15 protein-coding genes and 1 riboswitch are annotated in these 23,680 nt (G+C 65.8%); of the genes, 6 read left to right on the top strand and 9 right to left on the bottom strand.

Features of this window, described 5'->3' with window-relative positions:
* Window positions 1-21 precede the first annotated feature (21 nt).
* Together ACZ2G3_RS10875 and ACZ2G3_RS10870 are read right to left on the bottom strand one after the other, a co-directional pair.
* Entirely contained in the window at window positions 22-3,801 is a 3,780-nt protein-coding gene (locus ACZ2G3_RS10875; RefSeq protein WP_470395946.1) for a calcium-binding protein, read from the bottom strand.
* Between the two features lie 540 nt (window positions 3,802-4,341).
* On the bottom strand, window positions 4,342-4,983 hold the full coding sequence (locus ACZ2G3_RS10870) for a hypothetical protein (RefSeq protein WP_470395944.1): 642 nt from the start codon (window positions 4,981-4,983) through the stop codon (window positions 4,342-4,344).
* Between the two features lie 593 nt (window positions 4,984-5,576).
* Here ACZ2G3_RS10870 and ACZ2G3_RS10865 point away from each other — a divergent pair.
* Complete coding sequence (locus ACZ2G3_RS10865) at window positions 5,577-6,599, top strand: LLM class flavin-dependent oxidoreductase (RefSeq protein ID WP_470395943.1); 1,023 nt, start codon at window positions 5,577-5,579, stop codon at window positions 6,597-6,599.
* 399 nt (window positions 6,600-6,998) lie between these two features.
* Here ACZ2G3_RS10865 and map read toward each other — a convergent pair whose 3' ends face one another.
* Entirely contained in the window at window positions 6,999-7,751 is a 753-nt protein-coding gene (gene map / locus ACZ2G3_RS10860) for a type I methionyl aminopeptidase (RefSeq protein WP_470395941.1), read from the bottom strand.
* 245 nt (window positions 7,752-7,996) lie between these two features.
* Between map and ACZ2G3_RS10855 the strand changes: the two genes are divergently transcribed.
* The 3 genes from ACZ2G3_RS10855 to ACZ2G3_RS10845 all read left to right on the top strand — a co-directional run bounded on the left by ACZ2G3_RS10855 (window position 7,997) and on the right by ACZ2G3_RS10845 (window position 13,240).
* A complete protein-coding gene (locus tag ACZ2G3_RS10855) occupies window positions 7,997-9,100 on the top strand; it encodes a zinc-binding dehydrogenase (RefSeq protein WP_470395940.1) in 1,104 nt (367 codons plus the stop codon).
* Between the two features lie 787 nt (window positions 9,101-9,887).
* The gene (locus tag ACZ2G3_RS10850; RefSeq protein WP_470395939.1) at window positions 9,888-10,529 is read left to right on the top strand and encodes a restriction endonuclease; all 642 of its coding nucleotides are present in this window, start codon (window positions 9,888-9,890) and stop codon (window positions 10,527-10,529) included.
* A gap of 197 nt (window positions 10,530-10,726) precedes the next feature.
* Window positions 10,727-13,240 carry a Hint domain-containing protein gene (locus ACZ2G3_RS10845; RefSeq protein ID WP_470395937.1) on the top strand — a complete coding sequence of 838 codons (2,514 nt, stop codon included), beginning with the start codon at window positions 10,727-10,729 and terminating at the stop codon, window positions 13,238-13,240.
* 4 nt (window positions 13,241-13,244) lie between these two features.
* Here ACZ2G3_RS10845 and ACZ2G3_RS10840 read toward each other — a convergent pair whose 3' ends face one another.
* A complete protein-coding gene (locus tag ACZ2G3_RS10840; protein WP_419267872.1) occupies window positions 13,245-13,760 on the bottom strand; it encodes a cell wall hydrolase in 516 nt (171 codons plus the stop codon).
* Window positions 13,761-13,974: 214 nt separating this feature from the next.
* On the opposite strand from ACZ2G3_RS10840, the gene ACZ2G3_RS10835 reads away from it, so the two are divergent.
* Window positions 13,975-14,748, top strand: coding sequence for an SDR family NAD(P)-dependent oxidoreductase (locus ACZ2G3_RS10835; protein ID WP_470395936.1), 774 nt, complete (start codon window positions 13,975-13,977; stop codon window positions 14,746-14,748).
* On the opposite strand, the gene ACZ2G3_RS10830 is transcribed toward ACZ2G3_RS10835, so the two are convergent.
* Window positions 14,721-17,558 (bottom strand): AMP-binding protein, encoded by a 2,838-nt coding sequence (locus ACZ2G3_RS10830; RefSeq protein ID WP_470395935.1) that lies wholly within the window; start codon window positions 17,556-17,558, stop codon window positions 14,721-14,723. The genes ACZ2G3_RS10835 and ACZ2G3_RS10830 overlap by 28 nt on opposite strands.
* Before the next feature lie 198 nt (window positions 17,559-17,756).
* On the opposite strand from ACZ2G3_RS10830, the gene ACZ2G3_RS10825 reads away from it, so the two are divergent.
* Entirely contained in the window at window positions 17,757-19,043 is a 1,287-nt protein-coding gene (locus tag ACZ2G3_RS10825) for a cation:proton antiporter (protein WP_470395933.1), read from the top strand.
* Window positions 19,044-19,072: 29 nt separating this feature from the next.
* Here ACZ2G3_RS10825 and ACZ2G3_RS10820 read toward each other — a convergent pair whose 3' ends face one another.
* The 4 genes from ACZ2G3_RS10820 to ACZ2G3_RS10805 all read right to left on the bottom strand — a co-directional run bounded on the left by ACZ2G3_RS10820 (window position 19,073) and on the right by ACZ2G3_RS10805 (window position 23,472).
* Window positions 19,073-20,134, bottom strand: a complete 1,062-nt coding sequence (locus ACZ2G3_RS10820; protein WP_470395931.1) for a FecCD family ABC transporter permease — start codon at window positions 20,132-20,134, stop codon at window positions 19,073-19,075.
* Window positions 20,131-21,069 (bottom strand): ABC transporter substrate-binding protein, encoded by a 939-nt coding sequence (locus tag ACZ2G3_RS10815; RefSeq protein WP_470395930.1) that lies wholly within the window; start codon window positions 21,067-21,069, stop codon window positions 20,131-20,133. The genes ACZ2G3_RS10820 and ACZ2G3_RS10815 overlap by 4 nt, the downstream gene beginning before the upstream one ends.
* Window positions 21,070-21,092: 23 nt before the next feature.
* Window positions 21,093-21,869, bottom strand: a complete 777-nt coding sequence (locus tag ACZ2G3_RS10810; protein ID WP_470395928.1) for an ABC transporter ATP-binding protein — start codon at window positions 21,867-21,869, stop codon at window positions 21,093-21,095.
* A gap of 122 nt (window positions 21,870-21,991) precedes the next feature.
* Window positions 21,992-22,208: riboswitch (cobalamin riboswitch) on the bottom strand.
* A 232-nt stretch (window positions 22,209-22,440) separates the two neighbouring features.
* On the bottom strand, window positions 22,441-23,472 hold the full coding sequence (locus tag ACZ2G3_RS10805; protein WP_419267879.1) for a fatty acid desaturase: 1,032 nt from the start codon (window positions 23,470-23,472) through the stop codon (window positions 22,441-22,443).
* Window positions 23,473-23,680: the final 208 nt, after the last annotated feature.

Below are 23,680 nucleotides of genomic sequence, written 5' to 3'. Positions count from 1 at the left end.
CTTCGGGTCAACTCCCATGGATCAAAGCCAAAAATCCTGCGCCGCAAGGGAAGAGACGTTGGTCACACGGAATTCAAAGTCCTGTGTCGTGTTCCCGGTGACATCTCCGCGCACCAGGATGTCGTCCCCCGATTGCACCAGCCAGATGGAATGGGCAGCCGCTCCCTTGTTCGAGAATGCGAAGGCCTGGTCGCCGCTGAGATGGATATTGGCGTCCATTTCGTGCAGGTCCAGAAGATCAACATAGGACTGGAAGTCGTGGACAAGGTCGCTTTTAGGTCCTGGTTGGCTTTCGGAAGTGGATTTCAGCACGAATGTGTCCCGCGACAAATCCTTGCCGCCGAACATAAGGTCGGTACCCGCCCCGCCGATCAGGACATCTGCCCCCGTGCCACCCATGAGGACGTCGTTCCCGTTGCCTCCGGCAAGGGTATCGTTTCCGGACATCCCATACAGCGTATCGTTCTCCGACGTGCCGCTGATCCTGTCGTTGCCACTCAAAGCGAAGATCACGTGATGTCCCAGGCTGCCTGAAAGACCGTCATCGGCCATGCTGCCGACGATGCTGCCGTGCGGCATGCTGGAGGGAAGCGCATCTTCCGCATTCCCGCCTAGGATGGGAGGGGCAGAATTTGGTGGGGTGACTGGAGGTTGCGTGGGGGCCGCGGGAACCAAAGTAACCGGTACGGCGCCATTGAACAGGAAGTTGCCCGGAGTGAGGTCTGAACGCGCAACGCCTTCCAAGAAGATACTGTCGCTGCCTGACAGATAAAGCCTGGCTCCTCCCGCCTCTTCACGGATCTCGACGAGATTAGAGTAGCCGCGGATATCGATGATCTCTCCTTCCCTAGCGCCGAAATCCGTTATCACGTCCCGCCCGTCGCCCGCGGAAAAGCGATAGACGTCGTTCCCCGTTCCTCCCGTGAGCGTGTCGTTCCCACCTCCGCCGATAAGCGTATCATTGCCACTGTGCCCGACCAGCACATCATTGCCTGCCAAACCGGACAGGGCGTTGTGGCCGCTGTTGCCGTAAATGCGGTTGTCCAAGGCATTGCCCGTGCCGCTGCTGTTCGCCGCGGTTCTGAGGTAGAGATCCTCCAGATTGTCTGCGAGTGTCCAGTTGATCGTCGAGTGGACCGTGTCGCGGCCCTCGCCCGCCAGTTCCAATGTGCGGTCACCTGAACTGTCCACCCAGTAGACGTCGTTTCCGGTCCCGCCCGTCAAGGTGTCGTTTCCAGTGCCGCCGGTCAGCGTGTCATCCCCATCATGCCCGACCAGCGCATCGTTCCCTGCCATGCCAGACAGGGCGTTGTGGCCGCTGTTGCCGTAAATGCGGTTGTCCAAGGCATTGCCCGTGCCGCTGCTGTTCGCCGCGGTTCTGAGGTAGAGGTCCTCCAGATTGTCGACTAGCGTCCAGTTGATCGTCGCGTGGACCGTGTCGCGGCCCTCGCCCGCCAGTTCCAATGTGCGGTCACCTGAACTGTCCACCCAGTAGACGTCGTTTCCGGTCCCGCCCGTCAAGGTGTCGTTTCCAGTGCCGCCGGTCAGCGTATCATCCCCGCCATGCCCGACCAGCGCATCGTTCCCTGCCATGCCAGACAGGGCGTTGTGGCCACTGTTGCCATAAATGCGGTTGTCCAGGGCATTGCCCGTGCCGCTGCTGTTCGCCGCGGTTCTGAGGTAGAGGTCCTCCAGATTGTCGGCCAGCGTCCAGTTGATCGTCGAGTGGACTGTGTCATGCCCCTCACCCGCCAACTCCAGCGTTTGATCCGCCGAGTTGTCGACCCAGTAGATGTCGTTTCCGGCGCCCCCATGCATCCGGTCGGCACCGCCTCTGCCGTCGATGGTATCATTGCCGCCAAGGCCGAAGATCGTGTCGGCAGCCGAGCCGCCGTTGAGCGTGTCGTTTCCGCTCGTGCCGGTGATGCTTCCGACCGGTGTCGGATCGACCGGCGCCGGGGCCGGATCAGCCGGCCTCGGATTGCTCGGCGCGGGATCGACCGGGGCAGGTACCACAGGATCCGTGGCCCCGGGCGCGACCTCGCCACTGCCGATGAAATCGCTCCCGCCCCTGTTCTCCCACCAGCCGGGATTGTTCCTGTTGAACTCGACAAGGGAATCCCATCGTTCCGAGTGGTCGTCCAGGTGTTGAAGGGCGCCCCAGGATCCGTGGATGCCGTGCCTGGCCACATCGACGAAAGCATTGAACAGCGTCCCGCCCGCGTTTTTCCAGCCGCGCAAGAGCTCCAGATAAAGTTGCCCCATGTCGTCGGACTGGTTCAAGGCCAGGAAGAAATCGGCCAGTGTCCGATTATTTCCCCACTCGCCGACCCCCACGACGTGGGTGCCTCCTTCGTACATGACCAGGTCCAGGCCATAGGCGTCCGCGATCCTCTTGTGGTACTCGAAGCTCTTGACGAGGTTCGCGATCGATCCATCAGGATTGCCGGTCACGGAGCCGTCGCGCAATTCCCTGACCGCGAGGCCGATGGCCTGGTCGTATCGGTGCTGCTGGACATAGCTGTCCAGCTGTGTCCCGGACAGGCCGAGCGCGCGCCCCTGGGTGGCTGCCGCGGCTTCGGAACTGGCGATCCATCCAAGAACGACCGGTGCCTTTTCACGGCCGAGACTGCCGTCGAAGTAGCCGGTGACCGCGTAGTCGTTGAAAAGCGAGGCCGGCTTTTCCGAGCCGTTCCTGACCGCGTTCGGTGCCTCGAGGATGCTCCATTCCAGCCCGTGCCAGCCGGTATGGGTTGCGATCACCTTGTTGACCAGTTCGTTCACGTTCTGGCCATAGACCTGGTCGATGATCCTCGCCATCTCGGCGGCCTTCATCCCGTAGAACTGGACCCAGGCGTCCCCCTGGTTCGGCCAGAGCTTTCGGCCCTCCATGTTCGCCCACTGGGCTTGCTCGAATTGCCAGTTCCACACCTCGTTCGAATACTCGAAGAAAGGCTTCAGATCCGGATCAAGATGCTCCTTCACATAGGTGACGAAGTTGCGGATGTAATCCGCGTCGGCCAGGTGCGGAATGTTGAACCAGGGGTCGGTTCCCGTCTCGTTGGCAAGCCGGACCATGATCTCGAGGGGCACGCCTGCCTCGGTGCCCCATGTCGCGTCCGACGCATGGGCGCGATCAGACCAGGTCGAGACATCCGAATTGTTCGTGCTCTGCCAGTCCATGAACCGCAGCGAACGCATGTCGTCGATCAGCTTGATCCAGTCGGGGTTGAAGATCTTGCCCTCTTCGAAGGCAGCGATGTTTTTCTCATGTACAACCGAGATGTCCCGGATGTGATCGGCGCTGTTGATCCGCTGGATGTCGATGCTGACCAGGTTGTTGCCGCGCGGGGTATAATCGAACCAGATCTCTCCGTTGCCGTATCGCACGTTGGAGGCGCCGTTGATCGTGATGTCGCCTTGGCCTTCATAGGTGACCCGGTAGGTTCCGGCGATCGACGTCATCTGTGCCGGCATCTCTGTCAGCAAAATGGCGCTGACATGGCTCACTCCGGCGGGGAGCCGCGTGAGATAGCCATCCGCGTCCGAGACAGCCTCGATCTGCGCAGTCGTGGCACCGCCCCACCGGCCTTCCAGATGTCCCGTCCAGGGGCGCGAGCTCTTGAAGACGTCGATAAACGGCATCTGCGTCGACCAGTCGGAAATCCCGTTCAGGCCGACGCCCATCGACGGGTTCGCAAGTGCTGCCTCATGTGCAGCGCCACCTGAAATCGACGCCCCCGCCGGTCCAGTTCCTGTTGCATTCAGATCCGGGGCGGCTGTGGAAAGGGTGTGGGCCATGTGGGTAAAGCCTCGACAGGGTTTATGGGGATTCGCACCTGAGAGGTTTATGCCTCGGGGTTAATTTTGGATTAACAGCGTGACGGCCTTCATTGATGCTGTCCATTTTTGCCGCCCGATGATCCGAAGTATAGAAGCGCGGGGGCCCCGGGCGATCGACCGGCCAACGGCGGGAAGTTCTGCAGGCATGCCAGGACACAGGGCACCAACAGAGATCTGCCCCGCTCCGAAATGTCCGCCGTTGCCGCTGAGCTGCCGTATCTCCAGGTCGTGAAACGGCCAGAACCGGCTTGGTTGGATAGACAGGCCGCCGCTGCCGGACCGGTCTTGCCAGACCCAGAGGCCTGTCGCAGCCGATCCCACAGGAGACGTCGTCTGCTGCACATCAACCGACCCCTCTCGACGCCCTCATCCATCCAGGCGATGAAAGATACGCCACGGGACATGGTGCCGCTTCAAGGCTGGCCGGCCCGGACTTCCGAGAGAGCCGAGATATCGCCATGTACGTCTCGCCCACGACTTGGGAACGCGGCCCGCAAACTAAAACCTTGTCTCCGGCAGCCAGATCTCGATCGTGCCGTTTCTGGGTGTCGGTCGAAACGTCGTGAAGTCGGACACTGTCTCCCGACCACCGCCGCCGGTCATGCCGACCAGATCGGCGATCCTTCCCGTCACGTCCTGGTCCGCCGCATGGAAGTAGCGGATGCTCTGCCGGTCAACTGCATAAGGAATGGCGCGGCTCTCGACCTCGGCCGTGCCGACGGCGCGCAGAAGGCGGACCAGTTCCTGCGACCGTTCGTATCCGCCGCGCTCGGGATAGTGGATGACGACCCGCGCCTCGGCCAGCGTACGGGGCCATTCCGGCGTCGCCGCTTCGGGGGTTCCGCGGCGGGTCGGCGCCGGCGATGCACGGCGGGGGGCTGGATCGTTCGACGCGGCGGGGCGCGGTGCGGCCGATGGTGCAGGCTTGGGGCTGGGGGCAGGTGCGGGGGCAGGCGGGGGCGCCGGCTCGGGTGCCGCCTCGCGGGGCTGCCCGGGCAGCGCAGGCAGGTGCCGCCAGATTTCGCGGGCAGTGGGAACACCGTTGCCGCCGGTCTGGGCGCCTGCCGGTACCGCGGCCAGGCAGATGATCATCAAGAGCGTCGCCACGCGCGCGCTCGGGTGGTTGCCGTGTTGCGTCATTCTGGACCTCCGCCTTGATGTGCGGCACCCGGGTGATACCGTCGCCCGCGAATATGAACCCTCGGATGGCGGATCCATAACCGACCCGGTGCCCGAGTCACGGCCTGTCGTTTTTACGCCGCATGCTGGGCGGAACGTCGCCCATATTCGCCTTTAGGGCGGTGCCGTAGTTCGCACCATCAACGCTTCTGGTTGCTGGCAGCGCCCGCCAGCGGGGGCCCGGTGAACCACTTCTCATCTCCTGGCCGCGCGTTGGCGGCGCTTGCGTGGCAGGCGGACGCGGGTCTGGCCAAGACCTCTCGACATCAAACACCGCCGCGGTGACGGGGCACATGAGGGGCGCCTGCATGTCCGGCCTGGCAAATATCCAATTTTTTGCCTGATCAGGGAGTGGCCCCTCCGCACAGAAGCGCAGCATGGTCCGCCAGCGGATTTGCCACGATGGCTGGTCGGAAAAAGCATTCAGGGGGCGCATGGGCATCGGCTTCGTCACACAGCCACTGTTCACCCGCGCACAGGGGCCATCCCTGTCATTCCCGCGCCTTCCGACATAGCTGACAGGCATCGGCTCGAAGGTTTGGATGGATGCTGCCATGAAAAAGATCGGATTTCTGTCATTCGGGCATTGGTCGCCTGCCGCCGGTTCGCGAACCCGCTCTGCGGGCGACGTGCTGCTGCAGTCCATTGATCTGGCCGTTGCCGCCGAAGAACTGGGCGCGGATGGCGCCTATTTTCGCGTGCACCACTTCGCGCGCCAGTTGGCCTCGCCCTTTCCACTGCTGGCGGCCGTCGGTGCGCGGACCAGGCGCATCGAGATCGGCACCGGCGTCATCGACATGCGCTACGAAAACCCGCTCTACATGGCAGAGGATGCCGGAGCCGCCGACCTGATCTCGGGCGGGCGGCTGCAGCTCGGCATCAGCCGGGGATCGCCCGAGCAGGTCATCGAGGGCTGGCGGCATTTCGGATATCAGCCCGCCGAGGGTGAAAGCGATGCCGATCTGGGCCGCCGCCATGCCGAGGTGCTGCTCGACGTCCTGCGGGGTGAGGGATTTGCGCAGCCCAATCCCCAGCCCATGTTCCCGAACCCGCCGGGCCTCCTGCGGCTGGAGCCGCATTCGGAAGGGCTGCGCGAACGCATCTGGTGGGGCGCCGGATCGGACGCGACCGCGATCTGGGCGGCAAGGCTGGGCATGAACCTGCAAAGCTCGACCCTCAAGAATGACGAGACCGGAGAACCCTTCCACATCCAGCAGGCCAAGCAGATCCGTGCCTATCGCGCAGCGTGGAAGGAGGCCGGCCATGACCGCACGCCCCGGGTCTCCGTCAGCCGCAGCATCTTCCCGCTGGTGAACGATATGGACCGCGCCTATTTCGGGCGCGGCAGCAAGGCGGGCGACAGCATCGGCTATCTGGATGCGCAGACACGCGCCATCTTCGGTCGCAGCTACGCGGCCGAGCCTGACCAGCTTGTGGCGCAACTGGCGCAGGACGAGGCCATCGCCGAGGCCGATACCCTGCTGTTGACGGTCCCCAACCAGCTGGGGGTCGATTTCAATGCCCACGTGATCGAGGCGATCCTGACCCATGTCGCGCCCGCCCTTGGCTGGCGCTGATCAAACAGCTGTCCCTTGCCGCCGCACTGCAACGGTCGGCGGGTTGCCGGGTTTTAGGCATTAACTGGTCCTGCGATGGTCCGACAAGCGCCGAAGCCCGGCACATGACCATGCTGCCGGAGTGCTGGTCCATGCCTTCCCCTAGGGTGCATCCTCTGGCGTGACCGGAGGCGATTCTGCTGATGCTGCCGGGCAGCAAAGGAAGGGTGGTGCTGGGGCGCCGAATTTGCATTCTTCCTCATGATCCACCGGCAGGGTGTGAAAGACCTGCGCCTGATTTAGCCAAAGCGTGGGCAGGTGTCTGTGCCGATGACGGCGAAAGGGCGGGCTCCGCGAAGCGCGCAGATAGCTCCGCGGCGGCGTGGTTCAGCATGACGTCCCGTTGCCTGCTGGACCAAGTTACCCCGGCAGCGTGACAATGATGGCGCCACGCCGGGTCGCGACGACGGTATGCTCGTATTGCACGACCGGCGCCGCGGGCCGGCTGTAGAGGGTCCAGTCGTCTTCAGGGCCCGACATGGCCCAGGTTCCGCCGCGTGACAGGAATGGCTCGATGGTCAGCACCAGCCCATCGTGCATTCGTCGCTTGTCGCCGTTGGTGGGCCAGGTCGGAATTTCTTCGGGTGCCTCGTGCAGGGCGCGGCCGACACCATGGCTGGCCAGGTTCCGGATCAGCGTATAGCCGTGCCGCGCCGCGAAGGCGCCGATGGCGTTGCCGATGCCGGCCAGCGGTTTTCCATGCCCCACCTGCGCGATACCGATCTGCGTCGCGCGCCGTCCGTCCCAACAGAGCCGGTCGAGGGACGGCTGCATCCGGCCCATGCCGAACGTTGCCCCCGTATCCGCGAAATAGCCATCCAGAGAGGCGGACACGTCGATGTTGACCAAATCGCCTGGGACAAGCCCGCGCTCGCCGGGGATGCCATGGGCGATCTCCTCGTTGACGCTGATGCAGGTGGCTCCGGGGAAATCGTAAGTCGCCTGGGGTGCCGACACGGCCCCCTCCCGCTCCAGCAGGTCCCGGCCGATCCCGTCCAGTTCGCGCGTCGTCATGCCCGGCTCCATCGCTGCCGCCATCGAATGCATGGTGTTGGCGACAAGACGGCCGATCCGCCTCAGGGCTTCCAGTTCATCTTGGTGCGTGATCGTCATCGGCGGCTCTGCAAAGGTGTCGGGGGTTTCCGTCCTAGCACGCGAAGGTCCGGTTGTCCCGGTCGGCATGGGCTTGGTGAACTTGCTGCGGGAGGTCTTCATTATTGCCCCTGTTGCGAACATGATAGGGTTGAGCCCCTGCCTGCTTCGGCAAGCGCCGCAAAGAGGCCTGCGACGATCTGATTGAAGCCCGGCTGCAACTGCGGGAGGGTTTCGGCTGTTGCATCAACTGCATTGGAGGACACATGGATCGCGAGAGCCTGGAACTGAGATCGACCGTCACGCCGGACGGCACGCTGCGGCTGCATCTGGAGCCTGTGGACCTGCCCGAACCGGGGCCGGGGCAGTTGTTGGTGCGGATCGAGGCGGCGCCGATCAACCCGTCGGACCTGGGGCTGATGTTCGGCCCGGCCGACATGGAGACACTGACGCATGACGGCCAGGCGCTGACCGCGCGCATCCCCGATCGCGCCATGCCGGCGATGAAGGCCAGGATCGGCCAGTCGCTGCCGGTCGGCAACGAGGGGGCAGGGACCGTCATCGAGGCGGGAGCGGACCAGCAGCACCTGATCGGCCGGCGGGTCGCGATGCTGGGCGGCGCGATGTATGCCCGCCTGCGCCTGATCGAGGCCAAGGATTGCTTGGTCCTGCCAAAGGGAGCTTCGGCCGAGGAAGGCGCGGCGCTGTTCGTGAACCCGCTGACGGCCTTGGGCTTCGTCGAAACGATGCGTGCCGAGGGACATTCCGCCATCGTTCACGCGCCGGCGGCGTCGAACCTCGGGCAGATGCTGGTGCGCATCTGCCAGGCGGATGGCATCGGCCTGGTGAATATCGTCCGCAGCGCTGAACAGGTCGCCCTGCTGCGGGACCTGGGTGCGACCCATGTCGTCGACAGCAGCACCGACAGCTTTCGCGAGGACCTGACGGAGGCGATCGCCGCGACCGGCGCCACGATCTCGTTCGACGCCATCGGCGGGGGCGAGATGACCAGCACCATCCTGAACGCGATGGAAGCGGTCGCGGCGCGCAGCATGACCAGCTATGACCGCTATGGCTCGTCGGTGATGAAGCAGGGCTACATCTACGGCGCGCTGGACACCGGACCCTCGGTCCTGCGGCGCGGTTTCGGGTTCAGCTGGCGCGTCGGCGGCTGGCTGCTCTTCCATGCCCTGCAGCGCCTGGATCCGGCCACCGTCCAGCGGATGCGCCAGCGCGTCCTGGACGAGATGACGACGACCTTTGCCAGCCATTACACCGCCCGTATCACCCTCGAGGAGGCCCTGGAGCCCGAGACGATTGCGGCCTATGTCCGCAAGTCGACAGGGGCCAAGTATCTGCTGACGCCTTGAGGAAGTGACAGTCGCCGTGGCTTATCCTGCGGCGGCCTCCTATGGCTGGCCTGGCTGACTGCGGGGGGCAGCCGGCAAAAGGTGCGGCCTGCCGCGGCCCGTGCGGCATTTATTGGTTTCCCGGGCGAATATGCTGGCAGCGGGATGAATTACGCTCGCTGTCGGGGAGAACATTAATCCGAAACCTGGAGGGCTGGCTGGCCGTCGAACCGTCTCCAAGTCGTCATCAGTCGGTCGCAGCGGCGTCATCTTCGGTTGGCGGAGAGAGGCCTCCAGATCCTGGACGACTGACCGTGCCAAAACTAGCCCTTCTGCCCTTGGCCTTTGCGCTGGCTCATATGGCCGAGGGCGTCACTGGCTCGGTCAAAGGCTTTGAGATCGACGCCCCGGGTAACGATCCCGTCATAGCGGCACCGACGACAGCTCGGGCCAGCCGCTGCCTGATCGCGGGGCCAGATGCGACAGTCGTGGGGGCGGCCCAAACTACCGGATACTCAGGTGGCAGACGCTCAGGGTGCGCCGGCAAGGATCAGGATGAAGAGGAATGACCCGCCCGCAAGCACACCGGTCGTTCCTGACACTTCGGACCCCTCAGCCTCCTTACCGGCATCGCGATGGGCGCAAGCGGCCCGCTCCGCTGCCAGGCCCCTCCAGGCACCCATGAACCTGCTGGCCGATCGCGCTTGTTCCACGGACTTGGCAGGTTCCGCCGTGGCGCGTTCCATATCTGTTCTCTGCAATTCTTTACGGCTATACTTTCTGAAAAACATCCAGCCGGCCGCCGTCATTGCAGAAGAAACTCTACTCCCTCGCCCGTGGGCTTGCCTGGCTCGCGATGGCGCTCTGCACCTTGGCGACAGGGCTGGCCATCCTGTGTCTCGCTGATCTGCACCGGCAGCCAGAGGCGCTTCTGATGCTGGGCTGCACCATCGTGATCCTTCCCGGCTGGGTCCTGCGGCGACCCAGGCGCAGGCGCAGGCGGCGCCCGGTGATGCGGCGGAAGGTCAGGGCCAAGCCGGTCGCTCCCCCAGCAGTCAGGGCGCCGCGGCGTCGTCCCAGCCAGCCCTTCACCCTCGGGGTGCCAAGCGACGGCCACGACTTTGAACTGTGGGTGGCGCGCCGCCTGCGGCAGCAGGGCTGGCGCACCCGCCTGACCCAAACCAGCGGGGACCAGGGGATCGACATCGTCGCGACCATGGGCCGGACCAAGGTCGGCATACAGTGCAAGCGCTATACCGGCTCGGTCGGCAACAAGGCAGTGCAGGAGGCGATCGCGGGCCGGGTGTTTCACGGGCTGCATGTCGCGGCCGTCGTCACCACCGGCACCTATACCCGCAGCGCCGAGGAATTGGCCCGCAAGGCCGGCATCCATCTCTACGGTGTGGGCGACATCGCCGAGATCCGCAAGCTTGCCAAGAAACCGTCCTGACCAGCTGTTTCCCACGCGGCTGGCTGCAAGAACTTATGTCCCTCGTTTCCAGATACAGTCTATATGTAAATCCGATATCATACTCTTTGGCATATTCGGATGGCGTAATCACTAGAATCTTAATCTGAATGGTCGGGACGGAATAAACGATTCATATTATCTCAGGCAAAGCCAGTGGTGTTTTGTGAGAGTGCGTCGTGCCTTATCTTCACGATCTTATCGAACTGTCGGGTATTGCCAGCAATACCACCTATAGCGCCGCGAATGGCACCATATTGGGGGTGATCGACAACTCGACCTATACCGGCGACAACGACAATACCGCCACCAGCATCGTCGAGCTGAACGACACCGATTACAATGGCGGTATCCTGACGATCGGGGGCGTGGCCTACAAGATCCACCTGGTGACGCCCGCCAGCACGTCGCAGCCGGTGACGCTGACCGACGGCTCTGGTGCCATCCGGAACGTCACCGGCGACGACTACAGGACCAACATCGCCTTCATCCGCGCGGTACCACTGTCCGGCACCGGCGCCACACGATATTTCGCCGCGCTGGACGACAGCGTCGGGGATATCAACATCGCCTCTCTCCAGACGCGGACGCTGGACTTCGATCCGTCGGGCCATGACGTCAAGATCAACCTGACCACGAACAACAACATCACCAGCGATGGCGGCGACCTGCTGATCGGCGGGGACGGCAACGACGCCCTGAACGGCGGCGGGGGCAACGACACGCTGAGCGGCGGGGCCGGTGCCGACACGCTTGTGGGGGGCGCAGGCAACGACCGGCTGGACGGCGGCATCGGCAACGACCACTTGGACGGCGGCGACGGCAACGACACGCTGAACGGCGATGACGGGGATGACAACCTTTATGGCGGCGCGGGCGAGGACCTGCTGAGCGGTGGGGCGGGCAATGATTATGTTCACGGCGGGGCCGGGCATGACACGCTGAACGGAGGGGCCGGACACGACACGCTGGTCGGCGACCTGGGCAATGACGTCCTGAACGGCGGCCTCGGGAACGATCACCTTGATGGCGGCTCGGGGAACGACACGCTGAACGGGGATGACGGCGACGACTATCTTGCGGGCGGGCTGGGCGAGGATGTGCTCAACGGCGGCGCCGGCATGGACTATCTGGATGGCGGCGACGGTCACGACACGCTGAACGGCGGGGCCGACAACGACACAGTGGTAGGGGGGCTGGGCAACGATCTACTGAACGGCGGCTTGGGCAATGACCGGCTGGATGGGGGCGACGGCAACGACACGCTGAACGGCGAGGATGGCGACGACAGCCTCTATGGCGGCACGGGCGAGGATCTGCTGGATGGCGGCGCGGGCAACGACTATCTGGAAGGCGGGGATGGCCATGACACGCTGGGCGGCGGTGCGGGGCACGACACCTTGGTTGGCGGGCTGGGCAACGATCTGCTGAACGGCGGCTTGGGCAATGACCGGCTGGATGGGGGCGACGGCAACGACACGCTGAACGGCGAGGATGGCGACGACAGCCTCCGTGGCGGCGCGAACGAGGATCTGCTGGATGGCGGTGCGGGCAACGACTACCTAGAAGGCGGCGATGGCCATGACACGCTGAACGGAGGAACGGGGCAGGACACCCTCATGGGCGGCCTTGGCAACGACCTGCTGAACGGCGGCGCCGACAATGATGTCCTTGATGGCGGTGCAGGCAACGATACGCTGAACGGCGGCACGGGCGCCGACCGTCTGACGGGCGGATCGGGCAACGATGTTTTCGTCTATACGGCCGATGGCAGCATCGACAGGATCACCGACTTCAATACCGGCAATACCGGCGCGCTGAGTGACGGCGACACGACCAACAACGATTTCATTGACCTCAGCCGATACTACTACAGCCTGTCGCAGCTGAAGGCCGACCATGCCGATGACGGCATCCTGAACCAGTCCAACACGACCGATGCCTCAGGGCGCCTGGTCAGCTATGACGGCAAGGAGTCCCTCCTGGTCAATGGCAGTGGGGGGATCGTCTTCGAGGGTCTGCAGCCGTCGGACTTCACCAATGACAATACCGGCGTGCCATGCTTTGTCCGGGGCACCATGATCCTGACGCCGGACGGCGAGGTCGCGGTCCAGGACCTGCGCCGGGGTGATCTTGTCCTGACGCTGGACGCCGGCGCACAGCCTGTCCTGTGGATCGGGCACCGGGCGCTGTCAGCGGCGGAACTGGCCGCGCGGCCCAGGCTGCGGCCGATCCGCATTTCGGCCGGGGCGCTTGGCGAGGGGCTTCCCCTGCGAGCGCTGACGGTTTCGCCGCAGCATCGGGTCCTGCTGCGCTCGCGCATTGCCGGGCGGATGTTCGGCCAGGACGAAGTGCTGGTCGCGGCCAAGCACCTGGTCGGAAGCTGCGGGATCGAGGTGATCCAGGATCAGGCGCCGGTCGAATACTGGCACGTCATGTTCGACCGCCACCAGGTGATCTGTTCCGAAGGCGCCATGACGGAAAGCCTCTTTACCGGCGCCGAGGCGCTGGACAGCATGGGACGCGAAAGCCGGCAGGAGATCATGGAACTGCTGCCCCAGCTGGCGGACCGCCCCTTCCGGCCCGCGCGCAGGTTCCTGAACGGGCGCGCGGGCCGGAACCTGGCGCTGCGCCACCGGAAGAACCAGGTGGCGCTTTGCGCGGCATCGGGCCTGGGGGCGGGGCCGACCTAGACGGTCAGCGCCAGCCCCGCCGTCCCGTCATCCCCTCGATCGGTGCGGGAGGGTAGGGCCGCGTCACCAAGGCGGGCTTGCGCCTTTCGTAGAACGCGTTGCCGCCCGCCACCAGGACATAGTGCATGTTGTTGTAGGATGCCCGATAGCTGGCCGCGTGGAAGAACTGGGCGTTGCCGACCATCGGATGGCGTTCGCCCCGCATGACCGAAGCGGCGGCCTCGCGCACCAGCGGGACGGACCGGTCGTTCATCTTGCGGGACATGATCCCCGGCGCGAACTGTCCCTTCTGCGACACCACCCCGCAGACGGAACGCGGATAATCCCCCGACCGGACCCGGTTCATCACCACGGTGCCCACCGCGACCATCCCGTCGCGGCTGGAGCGGTTGGATTCGAAATACATCGCCCGCTCCATGCATTCGCGTTCGCTGTGCCGCTGAAAGCCTCCGCAGCCCGTCAGCAGCAGGATCGCCCCCACCCGCAGGACGGTCCGCATCGTCACGCCATAGAATTTCATGTCTGGTTGTCCCGCCGCTCGTGAGGTCCGCTTTTTTCCGGGCAACCTAGCAGCGTGCCTTGGATCGGGCAATCGCCGCCGCAGGCCGCGGATTTCCTGTTGGACGGCAGGGATCGGTGCCGGCATAAGGGCGCCGGCAGTCCGACCCGGCGCCGCCTTCGTGTTCCACCCCCTGCGGTGGGCTTTTGTTGATCCGGCAGAGCAAGTTGAAATGATGAACAACACCCAGAAGATCGCGATAGTCACCGGGGGCCTTTCGGGGATCGGCCGCGCCGTGGCGCGCCGTTTTGCGGCGGATGGCATGATCGTCCATATCGGCGCCCGGCGCGGCGACGATCCGTCCTTTGAACGCGACCTGCGCCAGGCCCTTGGGGCAACCGTCAGCGTTCGCGGCCTGGATGTCAGGGATACCGACAGCGTCGCGGCTTTCGTGGCGAAGGTGGTCGAGGAGCACGGGCGCGTGGACGTGCTGGTCAATGCCGCCGGCGTCTATGACGAGGCGCCTGTAGCCGGTCATCCCGACCGGCTGTGGGACGACACCATCGACACGAACCTGACCGGGACCTTCAAGATGATCCGGGCGGTCCTGCCCGGCATGATGGAGCGGAAATGGGGGCGCATCGTCAACATCGCCTCGGTCGCGGCGCATCAGGGCATGGCGAACAACGCCGCCTATTGCGCGTCCAAGGCGGGCCTTCTGGGCCTCGGGCGCTGCGTCAGCCTGGAGGCGGCCCCGCACGGCGTCACCTGCAACAGCATCAGCCCGACCTGGGTCGAGACCGAGATGCTGCAGCAGTTCATCGAACAGGACATGCAGCAGACCGGCCAGTCACGGGCCGAGGTTCGCGCCAGATACGAGGCCTCGAACCCGCAAGGTCAGCTGGTGCAGCCCGACGAGATTGCGGGTCTGGCAGCCTTCCTGGCCAGCGACGCGGCCCGGGCCATCACCATGGCCGACCATCAGGTCAATGCCGGGTCGCTGTGGTGACGCTGCGCCTCCAGCCGGCGCGCCAGCAGGCCTGACACGTCCGACACCTGTGCGAAGGGGCCAAGGCCCAGCTGGTCCCAGATCCGCCGCGCCTGCGCATGGTCGAACCGCGCATCCGCCTGCAGAGTGCCGGGGTTGTCCTGCAGCAGCCGCCGTTCGGCGGGGCTGAGGGGGGCGGCCTCCAGCCAGTCCGTGACCGGCATTACCTGCATGTCCGCAGGCGCGGTCACGGCATCGCCCGTGATCAGGTTGCAGTAGCGCAGCCCCTCGGGCGCGGGTTGCCGGACCAAAAAACGCGCGGCGGCACGGACATCGGTCATCCTGAAGCAAAGGCCCAGGGGCGCCCGGTCCAACTGCCGGCAGCCCGTCAGGATGCTTTCGTAGATGTCCTTGGGATTGGGATCCCCGAGGTCGTAGAGCGACGGCAGCCGCAGGATCATGGCCGACACGCCGGAAGCTGCGATGGCATGTTCGGCGGCGATTTTGGCCGCACCATAGCCCGAGATCCCCGCAAAGGGCGCGGTGACGTCTTCGGCAAAGGGGCCGCCCGCATCGGGAAAGATCGAGGTCGAACTGGAAAAGGCCAGCGGCGCATCGGCATCGCGGCAGAACTGCAGGACCGTCATGATGCCCGCCTGCGACCAGGCCTCCATCCGTTCGCGGTCGACGGCAAGGTTCACCATCGCCGCGCAATGGATGACGGATGAGACCTGCGCGGCCAACCGGTCATAGCTGTCCGGATCAAGGCCAAAACGTGGCGCGTCGATGCTGCCTGCCACGGCCACGACCCGGTCCCGCGGGATGCCCAGGGCATCGGCCCGCGCGGCCAGGCGCGCCTGGGGGTTAGTGTCGCGGGGCCGCACCAGGCAATAGATCACCTGGTCGCCGGGCAGGTGCCGCGCGGCCTCGGCCAGGACATGCCCGCCCAGAAAACCCGTGGCGCCGGTCAGCAGGATGCCCCTGCGCTCAAACTGGGCGACCGGGGTTGCGGCGGCGTCTTTCGTCAGCAGGTCGTGCAGCCGGGCCAAGGGCAGGTTCAGCGCCCAATCGAAATCCACCGCCCGCCCATAACCCGCCTCCAGCGACAGCAGCAGATCGACGCACATCAGCGAATCGCCGCCCTGGTCATGAAAGGACAACGACGGATCGAGGTTGGCCGCCGGACATGCCAGGATGCGCGCGGCAAGGCGCGTCACCGGCAGGTTGCCGTCATCCTCCTCCGGCTCCAGATGCGCGGGCGGCAGGGCCGGAAGCGCCTTGAAGTCGCATTTGCCCGAAACCGGGTTGAGGGGGATTTCCGGCAGGTGCACCAGGTAGGTTGGCGTGCAATAGCGCGGCAGGCCTTGTTGCAGCGCCTCGGCCAAGGCCGGGGGCGTGCGCTGCCAGCCGGGCGCAAGGTCCCAACTTTCGGCATTCACCGCCTGCTGCGCGGCATCGGCGGTATAATAGAAGACCAGCACCTGCCCCTGGCGGTCCATCTGCTGCACCCAAGGGATCGCTTGGGAAAAGCGCAGATGGTCGCCCATGGTTTCCGTCAGCTCGCGGGTCTGGATGCTGTGGCCGCGCAGCTTCAGCATGTGGGCCACGCGCCCCAGCACATGGATCTGTCCGTCGGCCGTGACATAGCCGCGGTCGCCGGTGTCATAAAGGCGCTGATCCTGGCCCTCCAGCCGCAGGGTGCGAAAGCGCTGGGCAGTTTCCTCGGGGCGGTTGACATAGCCCGGTCCCAGCATCCGGGGACCTTCGAAATGCAGCAGGCCCGGCAGGCCCGGCGGGCAGGGCCGGTCGCCGTCGTCCAGCACCACGGCGCGCAGATGCGGCATCGCCGCGCCGACGGACAGGCCTTCGGCCGGAGCGGGGGCGCTCGTGACCTGCGTCATGCAGATGTCATGGGTCTCGCAGATGCTGTAGAGGTTCCAGATCCGGGTGTCCGGAAGCCGCCGGAGCGCCTCGGCCGCCAGCCCCTCGCGCACGACCTCGCCGTTCAGGACGACGCGGCGCAGGGGCAGGGCGGCGCCTTGGGCCGGGTCGATGGCGCTCAGGGTCTTTTCGAAAAAGGATGGGGTGAACAGCATCTCGTCGATGCGGTTGCGCGACAGGAAGGCGACCAGCGCCTTGGGCGACATCAGGTCGTTCAGCCCCGGAAAGTGCAGCTGCGCGCCGCGCCGCAGCGGCCGGAACATCTCCCAGATCGCGAAGATGTAGATCCCGACGCGCATCGCCGGGTCATAGGGGGTATAGGCATCGCGCCAGCGATAGGACAGGAAGGCCGCGTCATGGGTCACCGGGATGCATTTCGGCCGTCCGGTCGTGCCGGATGTAGCCACAAGATAGATCGCATCCGTCGGCCGCACAGCGGCGGCAAGCAGCGCCGTCCGATCCCCCTGCGCCCCGCCAAGGCAACTTTCGGCGGCGATCACCCGGCACTGGGCGGGCAGCTGCCCGGGCTGCGGCGGCTGGCTGGTGATGATGGTCCCCACCTGCAGCTCATCCACGATGTTGGTCAGGACGGCCTGCGGCATGGCGGGGTCCAGGTGCACGAAGGGCCGCCCGCTGATCACGCAGGCGGTGGCCGCGGCCGCCAGCAGCGTGCTGGGCATCCCGAAGATGGCGATCGGCCCCTGGCCTGTGGGCTGGCACTGGAATTCCTGAACAAAGCGCGCCAGTTCGGCATAGCTCAGCTGGTGATCCCGGTCGATCAGGGCCAGGTTGTCGGGATGGGCGGCCAGCGCGCGCACCAGCTCCTCTGGGACGGTGGTGTCGTCGGCTGATGTCGGGGTGACGGAACTGCACATGTCGGAAAAGCCCATCCAAGCTTCGCAATGAGCCCTTCGCATAGGAGAGGCGGCCCGGATTGTCCACCGTGGCGGCGTCTGGCGCCCCGCTGTCCGCCCCCGGACAAAAGGCTGATCAGAAGATGTGCATCCCTGTTGCGCCGCCCGGCGTTGTAACGGATTATGACGCCCTGCAAATGATCTTGCGCGGCCGGTCCGACGAAAGGGATCCCGATGTCCGAAGCCGAGCCGTTCTTCGGTCTCTCGCCCATTCATGTGCTGATGTCCGTGGTCGGGGCCACGGTCTTCGTGGCCTATCTGCTGCCGCGCTTCGCCCTTCTGCGGGCGGCCTCGTCATCGGCGATCCTGATGATCATGGGGCTGGTGACCTTTGCCTTCGTTCCCGGCATGCCCGAAGCGCTGGACCCGACCGTTTCCCCCCGCATCTGGGAAATCACCAGCGAGGTGGCGGTGATCGTGGTGCTGTTCGCGACCGGCCTGCGCATCGACAATGTCAGCAGCTGGCGCCGGTGGAGCCCCACTTTCCGCCTGCTGCTGATCGCCATGCCGCTGACGATCGGGGTGCTGGCCTTCCTGGGCTGGGCCTTGGCGGGGATGACGGTCGCGGGGGCGGTGATGCTGGGCGCGGTCCTGTCGCCGACCGATCCGGTGCTGGCGGGCGACGTGCAGGTCGGCCCGCCGCTGGAGGGGCGAGAGCATCCGGTCCGCTTCACCCTGACGGCCGAGGCCGGGCTGAACGACGGTCTGGCCTTTCCCTTCGTCTATCTGGGGCTGATCATCGCCGCGCATGGCACCGATCCCTCGCAATGGCTGGCGGAATGGGTGCTGCGCGATCTTCTTTACCGGATCACCGTCGGGGCGGTGCTGGGCGCGCTGGTGGGCTGGGTGCTGGGCCGCAGCCTGTTCTCGTCCTGGGGCCGCAGCGCAATCGAGAAGAGCGGCCCCGGCGTCCTGGCGCTTGGCGCGGTCCTTCTGTGCTACGGCGTGGTCGAACTGGCCGAGGGCTATGGCTTCATCGGCGCCTTCACCGCGGGCCTCATGTGCCGCAGGGTCCAGGAAAAGCACCAGTTCCACAAGCGGCTCCACGCCTTCAGCGAGGCGGTGGAACATGCGCTGACGGCGATCCTGCTGGTGCTGCTGGGCAGCATCCTGCCCTCGCTCTGGCCGGTCCTGGACTGGCGGCATTCGCTGATCGGGTTCAGCCTGTTGCTGGTGATCCGCCCGCTGATCGGGTGGCTGTCCCTGCTGGGGACGGGGATGACCTCGGGCGACCGGCTGATCGTGGGGTTCTTCGGGGTGCGGGGCATCGGGTCGGTCTATTACGTGGGCTATGCGACGGGCCATATGGAATTCGTCAACGAGGCGCAGCTCTGGGCGCTGGTGGCCTTTACCATCTTCGCCTCGGCGATCATCCATGGCGGGACCAGTTTCCTGGTCGACCGGCATGCCTCGGCCTTGGATGCCGACGACCCGGACACGGGCAGGCCCCGGAAGGCCTGAGGCCCGGACAGGGGCCGCAGGCGGGGCCGTCAGCCCCGGCGGGCCATGATCCAGATGAAGAACAGGCCGCCGCAGAGCCCCGTGACGACGCCGACGGGCAGGTCCTCGGGCGCCAGTGCGACGCGCGCCAGGGCATCGGCGCCGATCAGGAACACGGCACCCGCAAAGGCCGATGCCGGCAGCACGCGGGCATTGTCGCCGCCCACGAACATGCGGACCAGGTGCGGCATCATCAGGCCGACAAAGCCGATCAGGCCCGAAAAGGCGACCATCACGCCGGTGATCAGCGCGGCCACGACAAAGACGGTCAGGCGGAACCGCCCCACCTCCAGCCCCAGGCTGGCGGCGGTTTCGTCCCCTAGGCTCATCGCGTTCAGCCGGCCGGCCTGCGCCCAAAGCCACAGCCCGCAGGGCACAAGCACCGCCAGCGGCCAGGCCAGATGCGCCCATTGCGCAAGGCCAAGCCCGCCCAGCATCCAGAAGACGACTGTATGCGTCGCCTTGGGGTCGCCCAGGAAGATGAGGATATTGGCGCAGGCCATCACCACGAAGCTGACGGCGACGCCGGTCAGGACAAGGCGGTCGGCGCTGGTGGCGCGGGCGACCCCGGCCAGCCCCAGGACCAGCCCCGTCGCGACCAGCGCACCGCCGAAGGCCATCAGCGGCACGGTCAGCGTCCCCAGAAACAGCCCCGTGTGCAGCAGCGCCGCGATGGCCCCGAAGGCCCCGCCGGACGAGATGCCCAGCAGGTGGGGGTCGGCCAGCGGGTTGCGGGTCACCGATTGCAGCGCCGCACCTACCAGGCCCAGGCCCGCCCCGACGATGCCGGCCAGGATCACGCGGGGCAGGCGGATCTCCCACACGATGCTGGCGCGCCCCGCGCTCCAGTCCGGGGTCAAAAGGCCCGGCAGAAGCCGGTCCAGCACCACGCCCCAGACCGTCGTCAGCGGTACCGACACCGCACCGACCGAAACCGCGATGCCGATGGCCATCACCATGATCCCGGCCAAGATGGTCCCCAAGCCCAGCCTGAGCCCCATCCTGGCGGCCGGACTCCGTGCGGCTATGGCTCCGATCGTGCTGTCGGTCATCTCCGCGGTTCCCGGAAGGCGGCGACCAGCTTTTCGACCGCCTGGATGTTGCGCGGGCCCGGCGTCGCCTCGACATAATCCAGGACCACGAAGCGGTCGTTTCTGACGGCGTCGATCCCGGCCAGTGCGGGGCTGGATTTCATGAAGTCGATCTTCTGCTGCGCGGTCACGTCGCCATAGTTCACGATGACCACGACCTCTGGGTCGCGGTCCACCACGGCCTCCCAGCTGACCTCGGCCCAACTCTTGTCCAGGTCGTCCAGGATGTTGCGGCCCCCGGCGGCCAGGATCAGGGCGGTCGGCATGGCATGCGCGCCGGCGGTGAAGGGCGCGGCCTCGCCGCTGTCATAGACGAAGACACGCAGCGGATCGCCGCCGCCTGTGCCCTGGGTCGCGGCCTCCAGCCGGGTCTTCCATCCCTCGACCAGCGCGGTGGCCCGGTCCTCGACCGCGAAGATGCGGCCCAGGTTCAGGATGTCGGCATACATGTCCTCCATGCTGGACCGGGGTCGCGGCCCCAGGTGGATGCAGCTTTCCGTCAGCTCGTAGACCTGAATGCCGAAGGGGGCGAGGGTCTTGGGCGTGACCTCTCCGCCGACCTTCATGCCGTAGTTCCAGCCGGCAAAGAAAAAATCCGGCTCGGCCGCGGCCAGGACCTCCTTACTAGGGTATTTTTCCGACAGCTCCGGCAGTTCGGCGATGCCCTCCCGCATCTGGGCATCCAGCGTCTTCCAGCCCGAGATGCCGGTATAGCCGATCATCCGGTCGCGCAGGCCCAAGACCAGCATCATCTCGGTCAGGTTCACGTCGTTCGAGATCGCGCGGCGTGGCGGGGTGTCGAATGTCACTGGCCTGTCGCAGCTTTGCACCGTCACCGGCTGGGCCAGCACGGCGCCTGCGGACAGAAGAATGGCGGCAAGGGACAGGCGGATCATCGGCGGGCCTTTCGGGAAAACGGTCACAGGTGGAAGGTGAAACGGGGCGACGGCCCGCTGCGGTCGACCCGCGCCCGGACCTGGAAGGCGCGCGCCAGCGTCGTCTCGGTCAGGGCCTGGTCGGGGGGACCGTCGGCCAGCACGCGACCCTGCGACAGGACCAGCACGCGTTCCGCGAATTCGGCCGCCAGCGTCAGGTCGTGCAGCGTGGCGATGACGGTCAGGCCCAGGCCCTTCAGCAGGGCCAGCAGTTCAAGCTGGTGGCGGATGTCGAGGTGGTTCGTAGGCTCATCCAGCACGATGACCTGCGGTTCCTGGGCCAGGGCGCGGGCCACCATCACGCGCTGACGCTCGCCCCCTGACAGGCTGCCATAGGGGCGGTCGGCCAGCGCGGTCAGGTCCATGCGGTCGATCGCGCCGGCGATGATCGGGGCATCCGCCTGGCCCGGCAGCGACAGCCCCGCCGACCAGCCGCGCCGATGCGGCAGGCGGCCCAGCGCCACGATCTGCCGCGCGGTCAGGGCAAAATCCGTGGGCTGTTCCTGCAGCACCGCCGCCAGGCTGCGGGCCACCTGATCCGCGGGGGTCCGCCACAGGTCGCGCCCCATCAGGGCGATGCGGCCCTGGCGCGGAGCGTGATGGCGATAGATCAGCCGCAGCAGCGATGATTTTCCCGCACCATTGGCCCCGCAGATCGCCATGACCTGCCCCTGTGGCACGCTGAAGCTGATGTCAGACAGGATGTCGGGGCGCCGCGCGGGGCCCCAGCAGACATCCGAAAGCTGCACCGCCGGAGTCATCGGCACCCCCGGACAGCGGCATCGGCCGCCCGGGGACGGTTCAGCGGGCGGACACCGGGCATGGCCACGGGTCGGCACAAGAGATCATCCATCGAATGCTCCTTCCGGGACACCCCGCCCGGTGGTCGTCGTCTTCGATGGCAGGTCTCCTGACTTCGCGGGTCGTCGCGGTCTTCGCCTTCCCGCACCCGGATCGGGCGCAGTGGCGTCGAAGAACGCTCTCCGCTTACAGTTGCGGGGGCAGTCACGGATTTGGCGCCTGATGGCTACACCGCACCGTGTTCCCTTTTCACCCGGCCGCGCGTGGTTTGGCCGGGAACCATCGCCTCGATGAATGACCGCAGCCGGCGCAGGGGTCAAGCCGCATCGGCAGGGCAGGCGCAGCTTTGCCGTCCGATTTGCGGACGTGGTAGTGCTAGGTCGCTGCTGCGGCAGGCTGCGTTTCATCATGTGCCCTCCGGATGAGGGCGTTAGATACGTAATAACATTACAATTCGCAACTGGGTGCGGCTAACAGGGGCGGTCCTCCCAAGGCTGCGGCTGGCATTGCCGCAGCCTTGGGGAAAAAACCTCAGCTGGCGCCGTAAAGCTGACGGGCCTCGCGGAAGGACATGAGGCGGCCCAGCTTTTCGTCCCACAGATGCAGGTTCACCGAACGCAGGCTTTCCAGGGGCGTCAGCCGCTGTGCCGAGGCCAGTTCGGAATGATCGCGCAGGATCTCGGGCAATCGGTAGAAGGGGATGCGGCTGTACAGGTGATGGACATGGTGGATGCCGATATTGGCCGAAAGCCAGCGCAGGGGCTGGGGCAGGACATAATGCGAGGAGCCGGCAAGGGCGGCCTCGTGCAGCTGCCAGTCGTCCCCCTTGGCCCAATGCGTCTCCTCGAACTGGTGCTGGACATAGAACAGCCAGACGCCGATCGTGCCCGCCACCATCGAGGTCGGCAGGAAGATCAGCAGCACGGGTGCCGGTCCGCCCAGCCAGATCATCAGCCCCAGGATCGCCGCCAGCGCCAGGTTGGTGCCGAGGGCCGAGATCCAGAACTGCGATCCCGCCCGCATCAGCCCGATGGGCAGCCGGTTCTGCAGGATGAACAGGTAGGTGGGCCCCAAGACGAACAGGACGAAGGGGTGACGATAGAGCCGGTACATCAGCCGCCCGAAACGGCTGCGGCTGCGATATTCGGAGACGGTCAGGGTCATCACGTCGCCGATGCCGCGCTGGTCCAGGTTGCCATGCTGCGCGTGGTGCAGCGAATGGGTGCGCTTCCAGACATCATAGGGCGTCAGCGTCAGCACGCCAAGCGCACGCCCCACCCAGTCCTGCACCGTCCGGTTCCTGAAGAAGGAGGCGTGCCCGCAATCGTGCTGGATGCAGAAGATCCGCACCAGGAACAGGCCGTTGACCATCGCGATCGCCAGCGCCAGCCAATAGCTGACCGACAGCGCAGCCCAGGCCAGTGCCCAGAGCGCCAGGAAGGGCACCAGCGTCACCACCAGCTCGATCACGCTGCGGCGAGTCGAGGGCTCGCGGTATTTTGCCAGGATCTGCACCCATTCCTTGGCCTGACGCGCAGGAATGGAGGTGTCGGTAATGCTCATGTATCAGCGCCCTTACGCCTGCCAGCGGGGTTGGAGAAACCAGATGGACCGCCCCGGCCATCCGCGGATCGCGCATGCGCAAGCCGCAGACGCCGCTGCCATCCAATGCCCCTATATCGCGCCATGCCCCCGGATGGCGAGGACTTATGCGTCACGTGCGCGAGATCGCCGCGGCAGGCCCCGGACCTGCAGGGCCAAGCCATGGAGT

It is taken from the genome of Paracoccus sp. KKT209 (assembly GCF_055635455.1).
Note: the sequence above shows the minus strand (reverse complement) of the source record. Positions and strands in the feature narration are given on the sequence as shown.

Bases quoted from the DNA above. Each gene is read 5' to 3' on its own strand.
- ACZ2G3_RS10875 (WP_470395946.1), bottom strand. From the start codon at position 3,801: ATGGCCCACACCCTTTCCACAGCCGCCCCGGATCTGAATGCAACAGGA.
- ACZ2G3_RS10870 (WP_470395944.1), bottom strand. From the start codon at position 4,983: ATGACGCAACACGGCAACCACCCGAGCGCGCGCGTGGCGACGCTCTTG.
- ACZ2G3_RS10865 (WP_470395943.1), top strand. From the start codon at position 5,577: ATGAAAAAGATCGGATTTCTGTCATTCGGGCATTGGTCGCCTGCCGCC.
- map (WP_470395941.1), bottom strand. From the start codon at position 7,751: ATGACGATCACGCACCAAGATGAACTGGAAGCCCTGAGGCGGATCGGC.
- ACZ2G3_RS10855 (WP_470395940.1), top strand. From the start codon at position 7,997: ATGGATCGCGAGAGCCTGGAACTGAGATCGACCGTCACGCCGGACGGC.
- ACZ2G3_RS10840 (WP_419267872.1), bottom strand. From the start codon at position 13,760: ATGAAATTCTATGGCGTGACGATGCGGACCGTCCTGCGGGTGGGGGCG.
- ACZ2G3_RS10835 (WP_470395936.1), top strand. From the start codon at position 13,975: ATGAACAACACCCAGAAGATCGCGATAGTCACCGGGGGCCTTTCGGGG.
- ACZ2G3_RS10830 (WP_470395935.1), bottom strand. From the start codon at position 17,558: ATGGGCTTTTCCGACATGTGCAGTTCCGTCACCCCGACATCAGCCGAC.
- ACZ2G3_RS10825 (WP_470395933.1), top strand. From the start codon at position 17,757: ATGTCCGAAGCCGAGCCGTTCTTCGGTCTCTCGCCCATTCATGTGCTG.
- ACZ2G3_RS10820 (WP_470395931.1), bottom strand. From the start codon at position 20,134: ATGACCGACAGCACGATCGGAGCCATAGCCGCACGGAGTCCGGCCGCC.
- ACZ2G3_RS10815 (WP_470395930.1), bottom strand. From the start codon at position 21,069: ATGATCCGCCTGTCCCTTGCCGCCATTCTTCTGTCCGCAGGCGCCGTG.
- ACZ2G3_RS10810 (WP_470395928.1), bottom strand. From the start codon at position 21,869: ATGACTCCGGCGGTGCAGCTTTCGGATGTCTGCTGGGGCCCCGCGCGG.
- ACZ2G3_RS10805 (WP_419267879.1), bottom strand. From the start codon at position 23,472: ATGAGCATTACCGACACCTCCATTCCTGCGCGTCAGGCCAAGGAATGG.